Genomic DNA, 15,139 nt, shown 5'->3' with positions numbered 1-15,139 from the left:
GGACTCTGCTAGGCATTCGGCACTGTGATGTCGCTGCCGATTCCCGCCCCCCGAACCGTCCTGTTCCGCCTGCACTGGGCGCTCGGCCTCACCGCCGGCTTCGTGCTCGCGCTGATGGGCGTGACCGGGTCGCTGATGAGCTACGAGGAGGCGATCACCGCCTTCGCCAACCGCGACCGGACACGGGTCGAGGCGAGGGATCGGGTGCCGCTGGCGCCATCGGCCCTCGCCGCCCGGATCGACGCGCAGGCCGGCGGCCGAACGGTGAACGTCCTCACCCTGTCGGGCGACCCGGAGGCGAGCGTGTTCGTGCGCTTCGCCCGGGATTCCGAGACCCGGGCGCGGCCGCCCTCTCTCTATGCCGACCCCTATGACGGCGCGGTGCTCGGGCCCGTGCGACTGGAGGCAGCGTTCTCGACGGTGCGGGACCTGCACCGCTGGCTGCTGATCCCCGGCGGGTCCAAGGGCTGGGGCCGCACCATCACGGGCGCCTGCACGCTGGCGCTGATCGTGTTCCTCGCCACCGGCCTCTACCTGCGCTGGCCCAAGATCCATCGCTGGCGGATCTGGCTGAAGCCGACCCTGTCGCGGCCTGGGCGGCCGCGCTGGTGGTCCCTGCATGCCGTGGCCGGGACCTGGCTCTTGCCGATCTACCTGGTCATCGCGCTCACCGGACTGACTTGGTCCTACCCGTCGTTCAAGGACGGGGTCAGCTGGCTGCTCGCCGGGACGCCGGAGCGGGGCAAGCCCGCCCGCATGGCCGGAAGCCGGGAGGCGCCTCCGGTGCCGGGGGCCGGGTCCGAGCCCGCTCTCGATCGCGCCTGGGCGGCATTCCGGGCCGGCGAGGGGCACGCGGCCGGCCTCGTGATCCTCACCCTGCCGGGGGCCGACACGCAGGCCATCCGCATCCGCTGGCTGCCCCGGGGCGTCGACGCCCTGAGCGCCCGCAACGAGGCCCGCTACGACGCCGCCACGGGCACGCTGCTCTCCACCGCGCACGCCGCCGACACGCCGCTGGGGCGGCGCATCGTCGAGAACATGCTGGAGGTGCATCGCGGCCGGTTCTTCGGCAGCCTGTTCGCGCTGCTGTTCTGCCTCGCGGCGGTATCCCTGCCGGGCTTCGCCGCCACCGGCTTGGTCCTCTACATCCTGCGCCGCCGCGCGAGCGGCCGACGTGCGCAGCCGAGAGCCGCGACGCCGACCCGTGAAACGAGGCCTCGCGAACAGCCCGTCGTGGGCGCCGATCGATAGCACGCCGGCGAAGATCGGGTGTCCAAAGGGCCCAGCCCTTTGGCGGGGTTCAGGGGCGGAGCCCCTGAGGCAGCCGGACTTCGTGCACCTCAGGGCTCTGCCCTGGACCCGCGAAAGGTCCCGAACCTTTCGAAATCCTAACTTTGGCCGACCCGGTTCACATCCGCGCAGTGATCGTCGCCAGTACCGAGAGCGGCGCGCCGGGGGCGTTGTTGAATTGGTTGAACGGCTGCTCGATGTAGCGCCGGTCGGTCAGGTTGCGGGCGTTGATCGAGAACCGGGCATGCTCGTTGAAATCATAGAACACGGCGGCGTCGAGCCGCGCGTAGCCGCCGACCGAGTAGCTGTTGTTCAGATCACCGGTGCGCCGGCCGACATAGGTGATTCCGGCCCCGATGTTCCAGCCGAGCAGGAAGCCCTCCTGGAACTGGTAGGTCGACCAGATGCTGCCGCTGAAAGCGGGCGCGCCCACGAGGCGGTTGCCGACCGGGAAGACCTGATCCTTGGTAATGCGCGCGTCGAGGAAGCTGATCCCGCCGATGACCTTCCAGCCCGGCAGGATCTGGCCGGCGAGATCGGCCTCGACCCCCTCGGAGCGTTGCTGGCCGGTGATCACCGAATAGAGGCTGTTGGTCGGATCATTGGCCGCAACGTTGTTGCGGGTAATACGGAAGGCGGCCGCCGACAGGGTCAGGTCGGGGGTGAGGTCGAGCCGGCTCCCGATCTCGTACTGGTCGCCGGTCTCCGGCGCCGGGTTGGTGACGTTGAGGACGTTGGCGATCTGCGGCTTGAACGAGGTCGAATAGCTCACATAGAACGTCAGCGGGTCGAATGGCCGGTAGATCAGCCCGACCCGCGGTGAGGTGCCCGAGAGCTGCTGATCCGGCGGGATCGTGCGCGAAGCCGGCAGGCGGTTGAAGTAGTACTGCGTTCCGGTGTCGTAGCGGACGCCCAGCAACACCTGGAACCCGAGGCCGAGATCGATCTGATCCTGGACGTAGAGGCCGTTCAGCTCGTTCTTCTGCTTGAGTTCGGATTGGAACTGGAGCCCGACGAGGCTGGCGCCGAAGACCGGATTCTGGAAGCTCACCGACGGGTAGTTCCGGCTCTCGGTCTGGTAGGCGTGCCGGTATCCGTTGGTGTATTCGATCCCGGCCAGCACGGTATGCTTGAAACCCAACAGATCGAACTTGGCCACCATCTCGGTCTGGCTGTCGACGGCCGCGTAGGTCGAGTTGACCGTGGCCTCGCGCCGGCTCACCAAGGTATTACGGTTGGTCAGGCCGGTGGCGCGGGTCGCCAGCAGGGCGAACGCACCCCATTGCACGTTGAGCACCTCGCGCAACGTGATGTTCTCGTTGAGGTCGTGCTCGACCTTCAGAAGCCCGAAATTCGCGTTGCTGTTGTACCGGGAGAACGGCTCTCCGTAGAACCGCGCGATGTTGTCCAGCGGCACGCGGCCGTTCCGGGCGATCAGGCCCTCGTCATACTGCGTGTCCACCCGGGTGAACTCGCCGAGGAACGAGACCCGGGTGTCCGGGCTCGGGTTCCAGGTGAAGGCGGGGGCCACGAAGGTGCGTGAATTATCCCGGCCTCCGAAATTGCGGAAGGTCGGATCGGACTGGCCGGCGAAGCTGACCCGTCCGGCCAGACCGTCCACACCCGCGATGGCGCTCGAGACCGAGCCTTGAACGCGGCGGAAGCCGAAGCTGCCGCCCTGCAGGCTGATGTCGCCGGACGGTTCGAGCGTCGGCTGGCGGGTGACGATGTTGATCAGGCCACCGGGGTCGCCGCGGCCGTACAGGACCGAGGCCGGGCCCTTCAGCACCTCGATCCGCTCCACGTCGGCCAGATCGCGGGTGACCGACGAGAAGGTGTTGGTCGGGCTCAACAGCACGCCATCGATGGCGTAGATCTGGGTCTTGAAGCCGCGGATGATGAAGCTGTCGCTGCGGCCCTGGATCGTGCCCCCGGGCTGGACGCTGCTGACGTTCTGCAGGGCGTCGCCCAGGCGGATGTCCTGCTGGTCGACCAGTACCTCGCGCGGCACCACCTGCACCGATTGCGGCGTGTCGCGCAGGGGCGTGTCGGTCCGGGTCGCGGTCGCCGAGCGCGTGGCGCGGTAGCCGACGACCGGGCCACCGGCCCGCTCCACCGCGGGGCCGGTGCCGGTGACGCTCAGTTCTGAAAGGGTGACTTCATCCTGCGCCGGATTGGGTTGTGCCTGAACGACAGTCGTCGATGCCAGAATCAGAGTGATCGCCAGTTCAGGGCGCGTACTTGTACTGCGTGTACGACAAACGTTTGCGATAACAGCGCGGTCTGATCGGCCCTGTGGCATAGCTTTTAGTCGTTCTCAAGAAGATCGTCGCCACGAGGCGCCTCGATCCTTGAGTACGATTGCCGGAGCGGTTCAATGCTCGATTGTAACGGATGGGCTCAGAGCCGCGGTAACTCGGTGGCTGTGTCCAACACGTCACAGATTACCATTAGAATAATTTAAAATTTGGGTGGTAGTGCAAACTTAGACGTGCGCTGAGATGACGAATGCACGTTCTGACGTTGATTCGGAGCAGCGCCGTGATTGGGATCGCCCGTCGCATCCACGGCCCCGTGCGAATCAGGGGCGGGCTCGCAGCGCCCAGGAGGCGGGCTTTTCCAGACGGTCTCGCTGAATGCGGCCAGCCGGCCCGCGTGAGGGGGGGATCGCAGGCCGGCCAGCCTACCGCGCGCCGTGATTCGACGCGCGATCTCTGTGATTTCGGGGGACGAACGCGGAGGCGTCGCCATCGGGATTCTGCGGCGCGGGTCAGCGTGGTGGGGCGGCTTTCCCGTCGGAGCCCTTGGCCTTCGTGCCGGCGGCAGCCCATTCGGGATCGGATCGGGGGCCGCCCGGCGCGTCGGTCGCGGCCTGCAACTGGCCCGGCTCAACGCCCGTCACCCGCGTCCAGGTCTGCGTGCCGCACAGCACTGTGAGCAGGCAGCCGCGCACCGAGAGCTCGCTCGGCTTCTCGCTCCAGATCGACACGTCGTAGGACTTGCCGTTGTCGCCGTTGTAGATCCTGCCGGCGTAGCGGCCATCCGAATCCGGCTTCAGCCCGAGGATCATCTGGTGGCCGAGCAGCGGGCGGGCCTGCCGGCGCGGATCCGGGTTGGCTTTGTCCAGCGGGCCCTGCGCCTTGTCGTCCTTCGGATTGCGCCAGACGACGTAGCCACACAGATGCCCGTGATCCGATCCGCAGAGCTCGGTCCGCACCCGGGCACGCCCGTCCTCGGTAAGCCAGGTGCCCGTGGGATCGGCCGCAGCTGCCGGACCGCACTCCAACGCGGCGACGCCGATGACGACGACCGTGACGAGGCGGGCGAGGATCTGAGGCATGCGGTATCCTTCTTCGCGCAGGCGCGCGTGGTGCAAGAGCGCGTGGTGTTTGGGGCGGGGCAGCGCGGGAACGCCGACGGATCGGTGCCCGCGTGCACGGGCCGACACGGATCAGCCGTTCGGTGGCGGCTCAGGGGTGGCGGCGCGCGGCAGGCGTCCGTCAAGGCCGGTCTCCAGCAGGGTGTGGAGCTCGGTGACTGCGGGACCCGGGTCGTAATCGGGCAGGATCGCGCGGCCGACCAGGATTCCCTTCATCAGCGGCGCCAGCAGCGCGTAGAGCCGGTCCGGATCGCAATCCGGACTGGTGGCCAGCGCCGAGAAGGTTGCGGTGAACCAGTCCCGGGTCTCCGCCTCGGTCCGCGCCGTCAATGCGGCGATGGCCGGATTGCGGGTCGCTTCGGACCAGACCTCCAGGCGCAGCACCGCGGCCGCACGGGTGATCGACACGAAGTACCGCGCGATGATGTCCAGCAAGGCCCCGCGCCGGTCGCCGCTGCGCTCCATCTCTTCGACAAGCCGGGCACCACGCTCGCGCTCGCGCTCTACCAGCCCGACGACCAGAGCCTCCTTGGATTCGAAATAACGGTAGAAGTTGCCCGGGCTCATCGCAGCCTCGCGGGCGAGATCTTGCATGGTGGCGCGATGGAAGCCATTGCGTACGAAGCAGGCTTCGGCGGCGTCGAGGATGTGCTCGCGCCGGGCGGCCGGGTTGCCGCGCGCCTCGACGCTTGCCGGTATGCTCACGGGGCGAGCTGCGTGACCGGAACGACGCGGCTCTGGTCCTTCGCGGAAGCGGCAGCCGCACAGGCCTGGGCGGTCTGGCTCACATCTGCACAGAGACGCGCCTGCCAGCCTTTCGGGCCGGCACCGGTCCAGCTGATCAGCGCCATCCAGGCCAGGACAAGCACGGCGGCGAAGGTGAGATTCGCGGGGCTGCAGAAAGTCCGGAGCGCTGCGCGGAAGTGCGCCCCACCCGTCCCCGACGAGTCAAAGCTGTCCTGTTCGAGATCGGACCAGTGGCCTTCGAGCGACAGAGCCATGGCTCACTCCTGCTTGCCTCACCTTCGTAATGAACGTTCATTCTCGCGTCAATGAACGGTCGTTCTCATACGTTGGGGAGAGGCGGGCGTTGAGGCGACATGGTTTCCAGACCCTTGCTTCGGCGCCGTCCCGGCACAGCGAGCGCAGGGAAGCAAGCCGGTGCAGCCCCACGGTTGACCGGCGCGCCAGGCCCGGGGCACCGCGCTGCGCTCGCGAGGACGGTGAAGGCCCGCTTGACCGCGGCCGCTGGCCGGGGCGCCGTCGGAAAGCTCTCTCCCGGTGGGGCTGCTGCGTGGACGCTAGCGGGCCCGTGTCGAAGGGCGGCCCGCCACCCGCAGGCCCGTGCGATCGCCCGGCCGATTCAAAGGGCCGTCCCTCCGGGGCCGAGGACGCTGCCTCGGCCTCCGGGATCGCGTCGGCTCAGGCGTGCCCGGCCGGCTTGAGGGCGCCGGTCCGGTCGTGGAAATCCGGGCCGTTCACCGTTCGGGCCACGTGCCCGGCCCGGATCAGGTAGTCGCCGAAATGCTCGCCCGGGTTCCGGCCCTTGGCGAAGTCGGCGAAGAGCGGATCCAGGGTGTCGCGGATGTCTGAGGCCGCCACGTCTTCCTTGTAGAGCTTGCTCAGGCGCGAGCCGTCGAAGGCGGCGCCGAGATAGAGATGGTAGCGCTCGGGGCCGCGGCCGACGAGGCCGATCTCGGCGATGAACGGGCGGGCGCAGCCGTTCGGGCAGCCGGTGGAGCGGATCGTGATCTCCTCCTCGGCGAGCCCGTGGGTGGCCAGGCTCTCCTCCAGCTCGGTCATCAGGTCCGGCAGGTAGCGCTCGCTCTCGGCGAGCGCCAAGCCGCAGGTCGGCAGCGCCACGCAGGCGATGGAATTGCGCCGCAGCGCGCCCGCACCCTTGGCGATGCCGTACTGGTCGACCAGGGCCTCAATCTCGGCGCGCTTGGCCCCGGGCACGTTGGCGATGATCACGTTCTGGTTGGCGGTGAGGCGGAAATCACCCTCGTGCACCTGGGCGATCGTACGCAGGCCGGTGAGGAATTGCGGACCGTCCTCGTAATCCTTGATCCGGCCGGAGGGGACGTAGAGCGTCAGGTGGTGGCGGCCGTCGTCACCCTCGGTCCAGCCGAATCGGTCGCCGTTGTTGGTGAAGGTGAAGGGCTTGGGCTCGCCGAGCGTCTTGCCGATCCGCGTCTCCACCTCGGCGCGGAACGCCGCCAGGCCGTAGCGCTCGATCGTGTACTTGAGCCGGGCGTTCTTGCGGTTCTTGCGGTTGCCCCAGTCGCGCTGGACCGTCATCACGGCCTCGGCGACCTTGATGGCGTCCTCGGGGGCCACGAAGCCCATCACGTCGGCGGTGCGCGGGAAGGTCTCGGGCTCGCCATGGGTCATGCCCATGCCGCCGCCCACCGTGACGTTCCAGCCGGTCACCTGGTTGTTCTTGTCCAGGATGGCGATGAAGCCGAGATCGTGGGCGAAGATGTCGACCTCGTTCGAGGGCGGCACCGCCACGACGATCTTGAACTTCCGCGGCAGGTAGGTGCGGCCATAGACCGGCTCGACCTCCTCCTCCTCGCCGCCGACCACGCGCTCACCGTCGAGCCAGATCTCCCGCCAGGCGCTGGTCTTCGGCAGCAGGCTGTCCGAGATGTCCTTGGCCAGCGTGTGGGCGGCCTTGTGGGCGCCGACCTGGGCGGGGTTGGTCGCCGCCATGACGTTGCGGTTCACGTCGCCGCAGGCCGCGATCGTGTCGAGCAGGGCCCCGTCGATGGCCGCCATCGTGCGCTTGAGGTTCGACTTGATCACGCCGTGATACTGGAAGGTCTGGCGCGTGGTCGCCCGCAGGGCGCTGCCCGCATAGGTGACTGCGATGTCGTCCAGCGCCAGCCATTGTTGCGGGCTGATCACGCCGCCGGCGATGCGCAGGCGGATCATGAAGCTGTAGGCCTTGTCGAGCTTCTTCTTGGTCCGCTCCGGGCGCAGGTCGCGGTCGTCCTGCATGTACATCCCGTGGAACTTCACGAGCTGCCCGTCATCCTCGGAGATCGCCCCGGTGGCGTGCTTCAGCAGGCCGTCGGCCAGGCCGCCGCGGAGATAGCCGCTGGCGATCTTGATGTGCTCGTTCGCGGCGAGCTGGGCGGCGCGGGCCGCCTCGGCATCGGTGATCGGCCGATCCTTGGGCGGGGTCTCGTAGACGCGCGGCGCCGGGGTTGGAGCCAGGGCCTGGGCGTCGTCGCGGGGGCTGTGGTCGTCCATGGGATCACTTCCAAAGTCTTGACTGCGTCCCCGCTCCCTGAACGGGCGGGATCGTCACAAATCCCAGATTCAAAAGGTCCGGGACCTTTTGCGGGTGCAGGGCGGAGCCCTGCCGTCGGGCTTCGCCCGATCCATCAGGGCTCCGCCCCGATACCCCGCCAAAGGGCGGCACGCCCTTTGGAAACCCGGATTGGCCCGTGTTCAGCCATTGCGCTCTAGTAGACGTCCTGCTGGTAGCGGTGGCTGCGCTCCAGGGCCGCAACCTGCGCCTCGGCATCGGCCGGACTCAGGGATTTGGCGATCTCGTAGGCCCGTACCACCGCGGCGCGCACGTCCTTGGCCATGTTCTTGGCATCGCCGCAGACGTAGAAATGGGCGCCGCCCTCCAGCCAGGAGACCAGCTCCTGCGCGTTGTGGGTGATGCGGTTCTGCACGTAGATCTTCTCCGGCTGGTCGCGGGAGAAGGCGACGTCGATCTTCGTCAGCGATCCGTCCTCCAGGGCCTCCTGCCATTCGAGCTGGTAGAGGAAGTCGTGCAGGAAGTGCCGGTCGCCGAAGAACAGCCAGGAGCGGCCGGGGGCCTCGATGGCGCGGCGCTCCTGCACGAAGGCGCGGAACGGCGCGACGCCGGTGCCGGGGCCGACCATGATGATGTCGGTGGCCGGATCCTGCGGCAGGCGGAAGTGCCGGTTCGGCTTCACCCGCACCCGCAGCTTGGCGCCGTCCCGGATCCGGTCGGCGACATGCACGGAGGCGACGCCCGAGCGGGCGCGGCCATGGGTCTCGTAGCGCACCGCCACGATGGCGAGGTGAACCTCGTCGCCCACTTCCTTGCGCGAGGACGCGATCGAGTAGGCCCGGGGCGGCAGCGGCCGGGTGATGGTGTTGAGGTGCTCGGCGGTCAGCGTGGCCGGGAAGGTCGCGAGCAGGTCGATCAGGTGCCGGCCCTCGATCCAAGCCCGGGCCTCGCCGCTGTCGATCAGCGTCTGCGCCTCCGCGTGGCCGGTCGCCTTGACGAAGCGCTCGATGGTGGCGGCCGACAGGGTGGTGATGTCCCGCTCGGCGAGCAGCGCCTGGCGCAGGGTCTCGTCGCCCGACAGCCCCGCGGCGTTCAGGATCTCGTCCACGAGCTGCGGGTCGTTCTCGGGGAAGATCTCCAGCGAATCGCCGGGCTCGTAGGCGGGCGCCCCGTCCTCGAAGGCGAGCGCCAGGTGGATCGTCTCCTTGTCGGAGCGCGACGAGTTGAGGTTCACGTGCTCGACGACCTCGACCACCAGCGGCTCGCGGCTCGGCTCGGCCTCGTCGTCCTCGCCGGCGGCGGCGCGGGCGAAATCCACCGCCACGACGTTGTCGGGCGTCTCTGCCGGGGCGAGTGCCTTGAGGGTGTTCTTGATCCAGTCGGCGGCCGGCTTCTCGAAATCGAGGTCGAGGTCGGCGCGCTCGGCGGCGCGCTTGCCGCCCAGGGCCTCGAAGCGCGCGTCGAGCGCCTTCCCGATGGCGCAGAACTCGACATAGGAGGTGTCGCCCAGCGCCAGCACGGCGAAGTCCACGCCGTCGATGCGGGGTGCGCCCTCCCCCATCAGCTCGCCATAGGCCCGCACGGCCCGGGCCGGCGGCTCGCCCTCGCCCCAGGTCGCCGCGATGGCGATGAGCTTGCCGGCCTTGGGCAGGCTCGCGATGTCGAGATCGGAGAAATCCACGACCTTGGGCTTGAAGCCCTGCTTGCGCGCCAGCTTGGCGACGTTGCCGGCCAGCGCCTCGGAATTCCCGGATTCACTGGCGTAGACGATCGTCAGCGGCTCGGCCGCCTTGGGCGGGGCAGCCGGGGCCGCGGCCGGCTGGCCGCCGGCGGCGTCGAGGCCCGCCAGGAAGCCCGCGAGCCAGGCGCGCTGCACGGGCGTCGCGGCGCCGAGCACGGCATCGAGGCTGGCGCGCTCGCCGTCGCCGAACGGGGCGGTGCGCGGAAGGAGATTCTGGCGTGCCATCAGGGGACCATGTCGTGGCCTACGGGGCCGGTGTCAATCGAAAACGTTCTTTTTGCAGAACGCGCCTGAACTAGGATATTGCTTTCGCTGCGCCGCAGAAAAATAGAAAATCATTCTCCTACGACGGCGAGCACCGGGGCGGTCCCGGGTAGGTGGCGCCCGGTTTTCGGCGGTGCCGGCAGCGGCAGGGCGGTGGTGGACTTCACCTTCTCCATGGCGAATCGCGACGTGACGTTCTTCAACGGCAGCACCGCGATAAGCTGCTTATAGAAACTGTCATAGGCCTGCATGTCGGCCACGACGACGCGCAGCATGTAATCCACATCCCCCGCCATCCGGTAGAATTCCAGTACCTCCGGCATGGCTGAAATGGTCGCGGCGAAGCGCTGCAGCCATTCCTGGGAGTGGTCGGCGGTCTCGATGGAAACGAACACGGTGAGCCCGAGGCCGAGTTTGACCGGGTCCAGCACCGCCACCCGCCGATCGATCACCCCGTCCGCCTCCAGCTTCTGGATGCGCTTCCAGCACGGGGTCTGAGACAGGCCGACGCGCTCGCCGATCGCCGCGATGGACAGGGTTGCATCCGCCTGCAGCAGGGCCAGAATCTTCAGATCGATGGCGTCCAAAGTCGTCTCCGTGGGATCCTTCCACGCTGGGCCGCGCGCGGAGAGTTTAGGCGTTTCACAAGGCCGCCGAGAAGAATCTTTTGTCGTGCGGGGTCTCGGGTGCCGAGGAACAGAGTGCGCCACCGCACGCCAGGCCGCCCGGATATGCCCGACAAGCAACCCGCGCCGCCTTGACTTCGTTCGTTATAGCGAACATCTCGACCCTTCGACAACAGGGTGCGGCACCGTCTGCATCTTTCCCATGATCCAACCTCAGGACATGTCGCGATGACCCGTCCGGACCGAACGATGGCCGACTCCCTCGCGGACCGGTTGTCCGGGCTCGACCTGCCAGGCCGCCTCCACCTGATCGCCGCCGAGATCCCGGGTCGCCTCGTGTTCACCACGAGCCTCGGCGTCGAGGACCAGGCGCTGACCCACGGGCTGGCGATGGCCGGGCTGGCGAAGGGCCGCGTCGAGATCGTCACCCTCGATACCGGCCGGCTGTTCCCGGAGGCCTACGACACCTGGGCCGAGACCGAATCGGCCTACGGGATCCGGATCGGCGCCTACGCGCCGGAGCGGACCGCCGAGGAGGCGTTCGTCCGCGAGGAGGGCATCAACGGTTTCCGCCGCTCGGTGGCGGCCCGACAGGCCTGCTGCGGCTTCCGCAAGGTCGAGCCGCTCGGCCGCGCCCTCGACGGCGCGAGCGGCTGGCTCACCGGCCTGCGCGCCGGTCAGTCGGCCAACCGCGCCGAGACGCCGCTCGCCGAGTTCGATCCCGCCCGCGGCCTGATCAAGCTCAACCCCCTGGCCGACTGGACCCGGGCGCAGGTCGACAGCTTCGTCCGGGAGAATTTCATCCCCTACAACGTGCTGCACGATCGCGGCTTTCCGTCGATCGGCTGCGCCCCCTGCACCCGCGCCGTGAAGCTCGGTGAGCCGGAGCGAGCCGGACGCTGGTGGTGGGAGCAGGAAGAGAAGAAGGAGTGCGGCCTGCATGTCGGGCAGCCCTCCGCGTCGATCCAGCCGGGCCAGGAGCCCGCCATCTTCGAGAGCAACCCAGACGTGAAGACCCGCCAGCCGGAGTTCGCCCGATGAGCGCCGCCCTCGCCGCCGTGCCGCCGGGCGCGCCCGCCTCCGCCGACCGCCTCAGCCACCTGAAGCGGCTCGAGGCCGAGAGCATCCACATCTTCCGGGAGACGGTCGCCGAGGCCGAGAACCCGGTGATGCTCTACTCGATCGGCAAGGATTCCTCGGTACTGCTGCACCTGGCCCTGAAGGCCTTCGCGCCCGGCACCCTGCCGTTCCCGCTGCTCCACGTCGACACCACGTGGAAGTTCCGGGAGATGATCGCCTTCCGCGACGCCCGGGTAAAGGAGCTCGGTCTCGACCTCCTGGTCCACACCAACCCGGACGGGCTCGCCCGCGGCGTCGGGCCGGTGAGCCACGGCTCCGAGGTCCATACCGACGTGATGAAGACCCAGGCGCTCCGGCAGGCGCTCGACAAGTACAAGTTCGATGCGGCCTTCGGCGGCGCCCGCCGGGACGAGGAGGCGAGCCGCGCCAAGGAGCGGATCATCAGCTTGCGCACGGCGCAGCACCGCTGGGATCCCAAGCGCCAGCGCGCGGAGCCCTGGCACCTCTACAACCTCAAGAAGAAGCGCGGCGAATCCCTGCGGGTGTTCCCGCTCTCGAACTGGACCGAGCTCGATATCTGGCTCTACATCGAGCAGGAAAACATTCCGATCGTGCCGCTCTACTTCGCCGCCGAACGCCCGGTGGTGGAGCGCGACGGCCAGCTGATCATGGTCGACGACGACCGCCTGCCGCTCGAGCCCGGGGAGGTTCCGCAGCAGCGCCTCGTGCGCTTCCGGACGCTCGGCTGCTACCCGCTCACCGGGGCGGTGGAGAGCGACGCGGCCACCCTCCCGGAGATCGTCGGCGAGACGCTGGCGGCCCGCACCTCGGAGCGCCAGGGCCGGGTGATCGACAAGGACGGCGCGGGCGCCATGGAGCGCAAGAAGCAGGAAGGCTATTTCTGATGACGGTGCACCAGGCTCCCACCGCGTTCAGCGACCGTGCCGCCACCTATCAGGCGTTCCTGGCCGCGCACCAGAACAAGGCCGTGCTGCGCTTCATCGCCTGCGGCTCCGTGGATGACGGCAAGTCGACCCTGATCGGCCGGCTGCTGCACGACACCAAGCAGATCTTCGACGATCAGATCTCGGCGCTCCAGCGCGATTCCCGCCGCCACGGCACGCAGGGGCAGGAGATGGACCTGGCACTGCTGGTCGACGGTCTCCAGGCCGAGCGCGAGCAGGGCATCACCATCGACGTCGCCTACCGGTTCTTTTCCACCGACAAGCGCTCGTTCATCGTCGCCGACACCCCCGGCCACGAGCAGTACACCCGCAACATGGCCACGGGCGCCTCGACGGCCGACGTGGCGGTGATCCTGGTGGACGCCCGCCAGGGCCTGATCCGCCAGACCCGGCGCCACGCCCTGCTGGTCTCGATGCTGGGTATCCGCCGGGTGGTGCTGGCGGTGAACAAGATGGATCTGGTCGGCTGGTCGCAGGACAAGTTCGACGCGATCGTGTCCGGCTTCGGCGACTTCGCCCGCGAGCTGAACTTCGCCGAGGTGAAGGCCATTCCGCTCTCGGCCAAGAACGGCGACAACGTCGTGGAGCCGGGCATCGCCGCCCCCTGGTATAGGGGCGGCACCCTGCTCGATTACCTGGAGACAGTGCCGGTGCATGCGGAGGCGCTCAACGCTCCCTTCCGCATGGCGATCCAGTGGGTCAACCGGCCGAATTCCGAGTTCCGCGGCTATAGCGGGCGGATCGCCAGCGGCCGGGTCCGGCCGGGCGACGCGATCACCATCCAACCCTCCGGCCGGACCTCGACGGTGGCGCGGATCTACACGGCCGACGGCGACCTCGCGGAGGCCGGCGAGGACGAATCGGTGACTCTGGTCCTCGCCGACCAGATCGACGCCTCCCGCGGGCAGGTGATCGCGGCTTCCGATGCCCCGCTGCGCATTGCCGAGCAGTTCGAGGCCCGCCTGTTCTGGGCGGCCGAGACCGAGCTGGCGCCGGGGGCGAGCCTGCTGGCCAAGATCGGCACCGCCACGGTCAACGCTACGGTCGAGCGGATCGTCTCGCGGATCGATCCCGAGACCGGCAATCCGGGCCCGGCCGAGCGCCTCGCGGCCAACGACATCGCGGACGTGTCCCTGCGCCTCGATCGCCCCGTTGCGGTGGATGCCTACGCGGCCAACCGCGAGACCGGCAGCCTGATCCTGATCGACCGGGAGACCACCGACACGGCCGCCCTCGGGCTGGTCCTGGCGCCGAAGGGCGAAGCCGCCCCGGCAGCCCCCGCCGCGCCGTCCGCGAGCGAGAAGTCTGCCGGCCTGCTCGGTCGCCTCGGTCGCCTGTTCGGCCGCTGACGCTGATAAAGTCCCGGATCCACAAGGTCCGGGACCGTGTGCGGGTCCAGGGCGGAGCCCTGGTTCATCGGGGCTCTGCCCCGATACCCCGCCAAAGGGCTGAGCCCTTTGGGATCCTCTTAGGCCGCTTCCGAGACCGCGCCGAGGCCCCAGGCTTGGGCCAGCCGGGTATAAGAGTCGTGCCGGGCCGCCTGGTCGGGGATCGCCGTGACGATCATCAACTCGTCGGCCTGCGTCCGCGCGACGAGATCTGTCAGCGTCGCCCGCAGGGTCTCCGGCCCGCCCACATGCAGCTTGTCGCGGCCGCGCTCGATCTGGGCGCGCTCCGCATCGGAATACGGATAGGCCAAGGCTTCGTCCAAGCTCGGCAGCGGACGGTACTCGCCACGCTCCCGACGCAGGGTGGACAGCCGCGCGCTCGCGGCCAGTCGCTCGGCCTCCGCGTCGGTGGCGCCGCAGATCGCCGCCACGGCTAGGATCGCGTGGGGCCGCTCGCCAAGGCGGGTCGGCCGGAACAGGCGGCGATAGGCCAGCATCGGCGCCTCGGCCGGCATCCCGGAGAAGTGCTGCGCGAAGCCGAAGCCGCAGCCGATCTCCCCGGCGAGCTGGGCGCTGTAATCGGACGAGCCGAGCAGAAAGATCGGCGGCAGCGGCACCCCGGCGGGGCTCGCCTGGATCTTGCCGAACGGATGCCCCTCCGGGAAGCCGCCGTCCCAGAACAGCAATTCCTGCAGGCGGTCCAAGAAGTCGTCGTTGCCGCCCTCACCCGGCGCCTCCCGGCGGCGCAGGGCCCGGGCGGTGAGCCCATCGGTGCCGGGCGCGCGCCCGAGGCCGAGATCGATCCGGCCCGGGAACAGGGCCTCCAGCACCCGGAAGCGCTCGGCCACCATCAGCGGTGCGTGGTTCGGCAGCATGATGCCCCCCGAGCCGACCCGGATAGCCCGGGTCGCGGCCGCGATCTGGCCGATCATGATCTCGGGGGCCGGGCTCGCCACGTTGGGCAGCGCATGGTGCTCGGCCAGCCAATAGCGCCGGTAGCCGAGGCCATCGACGTGACGCGCCAGCGCCAGCGTGTCGTGCAACGCCTGCGCCGGGGTCGAATCGGCGCTGACGAAGGAGAGGTCGAGGACGGAGAGCGGTGTCATCGACAGGAGATGGGGAGGCCGAT

Annotated in this window: 12 protein-coding genes; 4 read left to right on the top strand and 8 right to left on the bottom strand. The window is 68.9% G+C overall.

What is annotated here, in order from left to right; all coding sequences use genetic code 11:
- Window positions 1-27: 27 nt before the first annotated feature.
- On the top strand, window positions 28-1,251 hold the full coding sequence (locus MKK65_RS20365) for a PepSY-associated TM helix domain-containing protein (protein WP_243959959.1): 1,224 nt from the start codon (window positions 28-30) through the stop codon (window positions 1,249-1,251).
- Between the two features lie 157 nt (window positions 1,252-1,408).
- Here the strand turns inward: MKK65_RS20365 and MKK65_RS20360 are convergent, their stop codons facing one another.
- The 7 genes from MKK65_RS20360 to MKK65_RS20330 form a co-directional block, all read right to left on the bottom strand.
- The gene (locus MKK65_RS20360; protein ID WP_409565464.1) at window positions 1,409-3,592 is read right to left on the bottom strand and encodes a TonB-dependent siderophore receptor; all 2,184 of its coding nucleotides are present in this window, start codon (window positions 3,590-3,592) and stop codon (window positions 1,409-1,411) included.
- Window positions 3,593-4,060: 468 nt separating this feature from the next.
- On the bottom strand, window positions 4,061-4,630 hold the full coding sequence (locus MKK65_RS20355) for a DUF2147 domain-containing protein (RefSeq protein WP_243959957.1): 570 nt from the start codon (window positions 4,628-4,630) through the stop codon (window positions 4,061-4,063).
- Window positions 4,631-4,741: 111 nt separating this feature from the next.
- Window positions 4,742-5,374 carry a TetR/AcrR family transcriptional regulator gene (locus tag MKK65_RS20350; RefSeq protein WP_243959956.1) on the bottom strand — a complete coding sequence of 211 codons (633 nt, stop codon included), beginning with the start codon at window positions 5,372-5,374 and terminating at the stop codon, window positions 4,742-4,744.
- On the bottom strand, window positions 5,371-5,670 hold the full coding sequence (locus MKK65_RS20345; protein ID WP_243959955.1) for a hypothetical protein: 300 nt from the start codon (window positions 5,668-5,670) through the stop codon (window positions 5,371-5,373). The genes MKK65_RS20350 and MKK65_RS20345 overlap by 4 nt, the downstream gene beginning before the upstream one ends.
- A gap of 421 nt (window positions 5,671-6,091) precedes the next feature.
- Window positions 6,092-7,927 carry an NADPH-dependent assimilatory sulfite reductase hemoprotein subunit gene (locus tag MKK65_RS20340; protein WP_243959954.1) on the bottom strand — a complete coding sequence of 612 codons (1,836 nt, stop codon included), beginning with the start codon at window positions 7,925-7,927 and terminating at the stop codon, window positions 6,092-6,094.
- Between the two features lie 215 nt (window positions 7,928-8,142).
- Window positions 8,143-9,912, bottom strand: coding sequence for a sulfite reductase flavoprotein subunit alpha (locus tag MKK65_RS20335; RefSeq protein ID WP_243959953.1), 1,770 nt, complete (start codon window positions 9,910-9,912; stop codon window positions 8,143-8,145).
- 110 nt (window positions 9,913-10,022) lie between these two features.
- Window positions 10,023-10,538, bottom strand: coding sequence for an Lrp/AsnC family transcriptional regulator (locus MKK65_RS20330; protein ID WP_039902897.1), 516 nt, complete (start codon window positions 10,536-10,538; stop codon window positions 10,023-10,025).
- A gap of 267 nt (window positions 10,539-10,805) precedes the next feature.
- Between MKK65_RS20330 and MKK65_RS20325 the strand changes: the two genes are divergently transcribed.
- Genes MKK65_RS20325 through cysN form a run of 3 tightly spaced genes read left to right on the top strand, consistent with a single transcriptional unit; the run spans window position 10,806 to window position 13,971 of the window.
- Window positions 10,806-11,618, top strand: coding sequence for a phosphoadenylyl-sulfate reductase (locus MKK65_RS20325; RefSeq protein ID WP_243959952.1), 813 nt, complete (start codon window positions 10,806-10,808; stop codon window positions 11,616-11,618).
- Window positions 11,615-12,562 (top strand): sulfate adenylyltransferase subunit CysD, encoded by a 948-nt coding sequence (cysD, locus tag MKK65_RS20320; protein ID WP_243959951.1) that lies wholly within the window; start codon window positions 11,615-11,617, stop codon window positions 12,560-12,562. Before MKK65_RS20325 ends, cysD begins: the two co-directional genes overlap by 4 nt.
- On the top strand, window positions 12,562-13,971 hold the full coding sequence (cysN, locus tag MKK65_RS20315) for a sulfate adenylyltransferase subunit CysN (protein ID WP_243959950.1): 1,410 nt from the start codon (window positions 12,562-12,564) through the stop codon (window positions 13,969-13,971). The genes cysD and cysN overlap by 1 nt, the downstream gene beginning before the upstream one ends.
- A 119-nt stretch (window positions 13,972-14,090) precedes the next feature.
- Here the strand turns inward: cysN and MKK65_RS20310 are convergent, their stop codons facing one another.
- Window positions 14,091-15,116, bottom strand: coding sequence for an LLM class flavin-dependent oxidoreductase (locus tag MKK65_RS20310; protein ID WP_243959949.1), 1,026 nt, complete (start codon window positions 15,114-15,116; stop codon window positions 14,091-14,093).
- Between the last annotated feature and the right edge of the window lie 23 nt (window positions 15,117-15,139).

The organism is Methylobacterium sp. J-001, from assembly GCF_022829565.1.
GTDB lineage: Bacteria > Pseudomonadota > Alphaproteobacteria > Rhizobiales > Beijerinckiaceae > Methylobacterium.
This window is presented reverse-complemented; position numbering and strand designations above follow the sequence as displayed.

What these genes read in the sequence shown, in the direction of transcription:
- MKK65_RS20345 (WP_243959955.1), bottom strand. Translation starts at nt 5,670, where the DNA reads ATGGCTCTGTCGCTCGAAGGCCACTGGTCCGATCTCGAACAGGACAGC.
- MKK65_RS20340 (WP_243959954.1), bottom strand. Translation starts at nt 7,927, where the DNA reads ATGGACGACCACAGCCCCCGCGACGACGCCCAGGCCCTGGCTCCAACC.
- MKK65_RS20325 (WP_243959952.1), top strand. Translation starts at nt 10,806, where the DNA reads ATGACCCGTCCGGACCGAACGATGGCCGACTCCCTCGCGGACCGGTTG.
- cysN (WP_243959950.1), top strand. Translation starts at nt 12,562, where the DNA reads ATGACGGTGCACCAGGCTCCCACCGCGTTCAGCGACCGTGCCGCCACC.
- MKK65_RS20360 (WP_409565464.1), bottom strand. Translation starts at nt 3,592, where the DNA reads ATGCCACAGGGCCGATCAGACCGCGCTGTTATCGCAAACGTTTGTCGT.
- MKK65_RS20355 (WP_243959957.1), bottom strand. Translation starts at nt 4,630, where the DNA reads ATGCCTCAGATCCTCGCCCGCCTCGTCACGGTCGTCGTCATCGGCGTC.
- MKK65_RS20365 (WP_243959959.1), top strand. Translation starts at nt 28, where the DNA reads ATGTCGCTGCCGATTCCCGCCCCCCGAACCGTCCTGTTCCGCCTGCAC.
- MKK65_RS20310 (WP_243959949.1), bottom strand. Translation starts at nt 15,116, where the DNA reads ATGACACCGCTCTCCGTCCTCGACCTCTCCTTCGTCAGCGCCGATTCG.
- cysD (WP_243959951.1), top strand. Translation starts at nt 11,615, where the DNA reads ATGAGCGCCGCCCTCGCCGCCGTGCCGCCGGGCGCGCCCGCCTCCGCC.
- MKK65_RS20335 (WP_243959953.1), bottom strand. Translation starts at nt 9,912, where the DNA reads ATGGCACGCCAGAATCTCCTTCCGCGCACCGCCCCGTTCGGCGACGGC.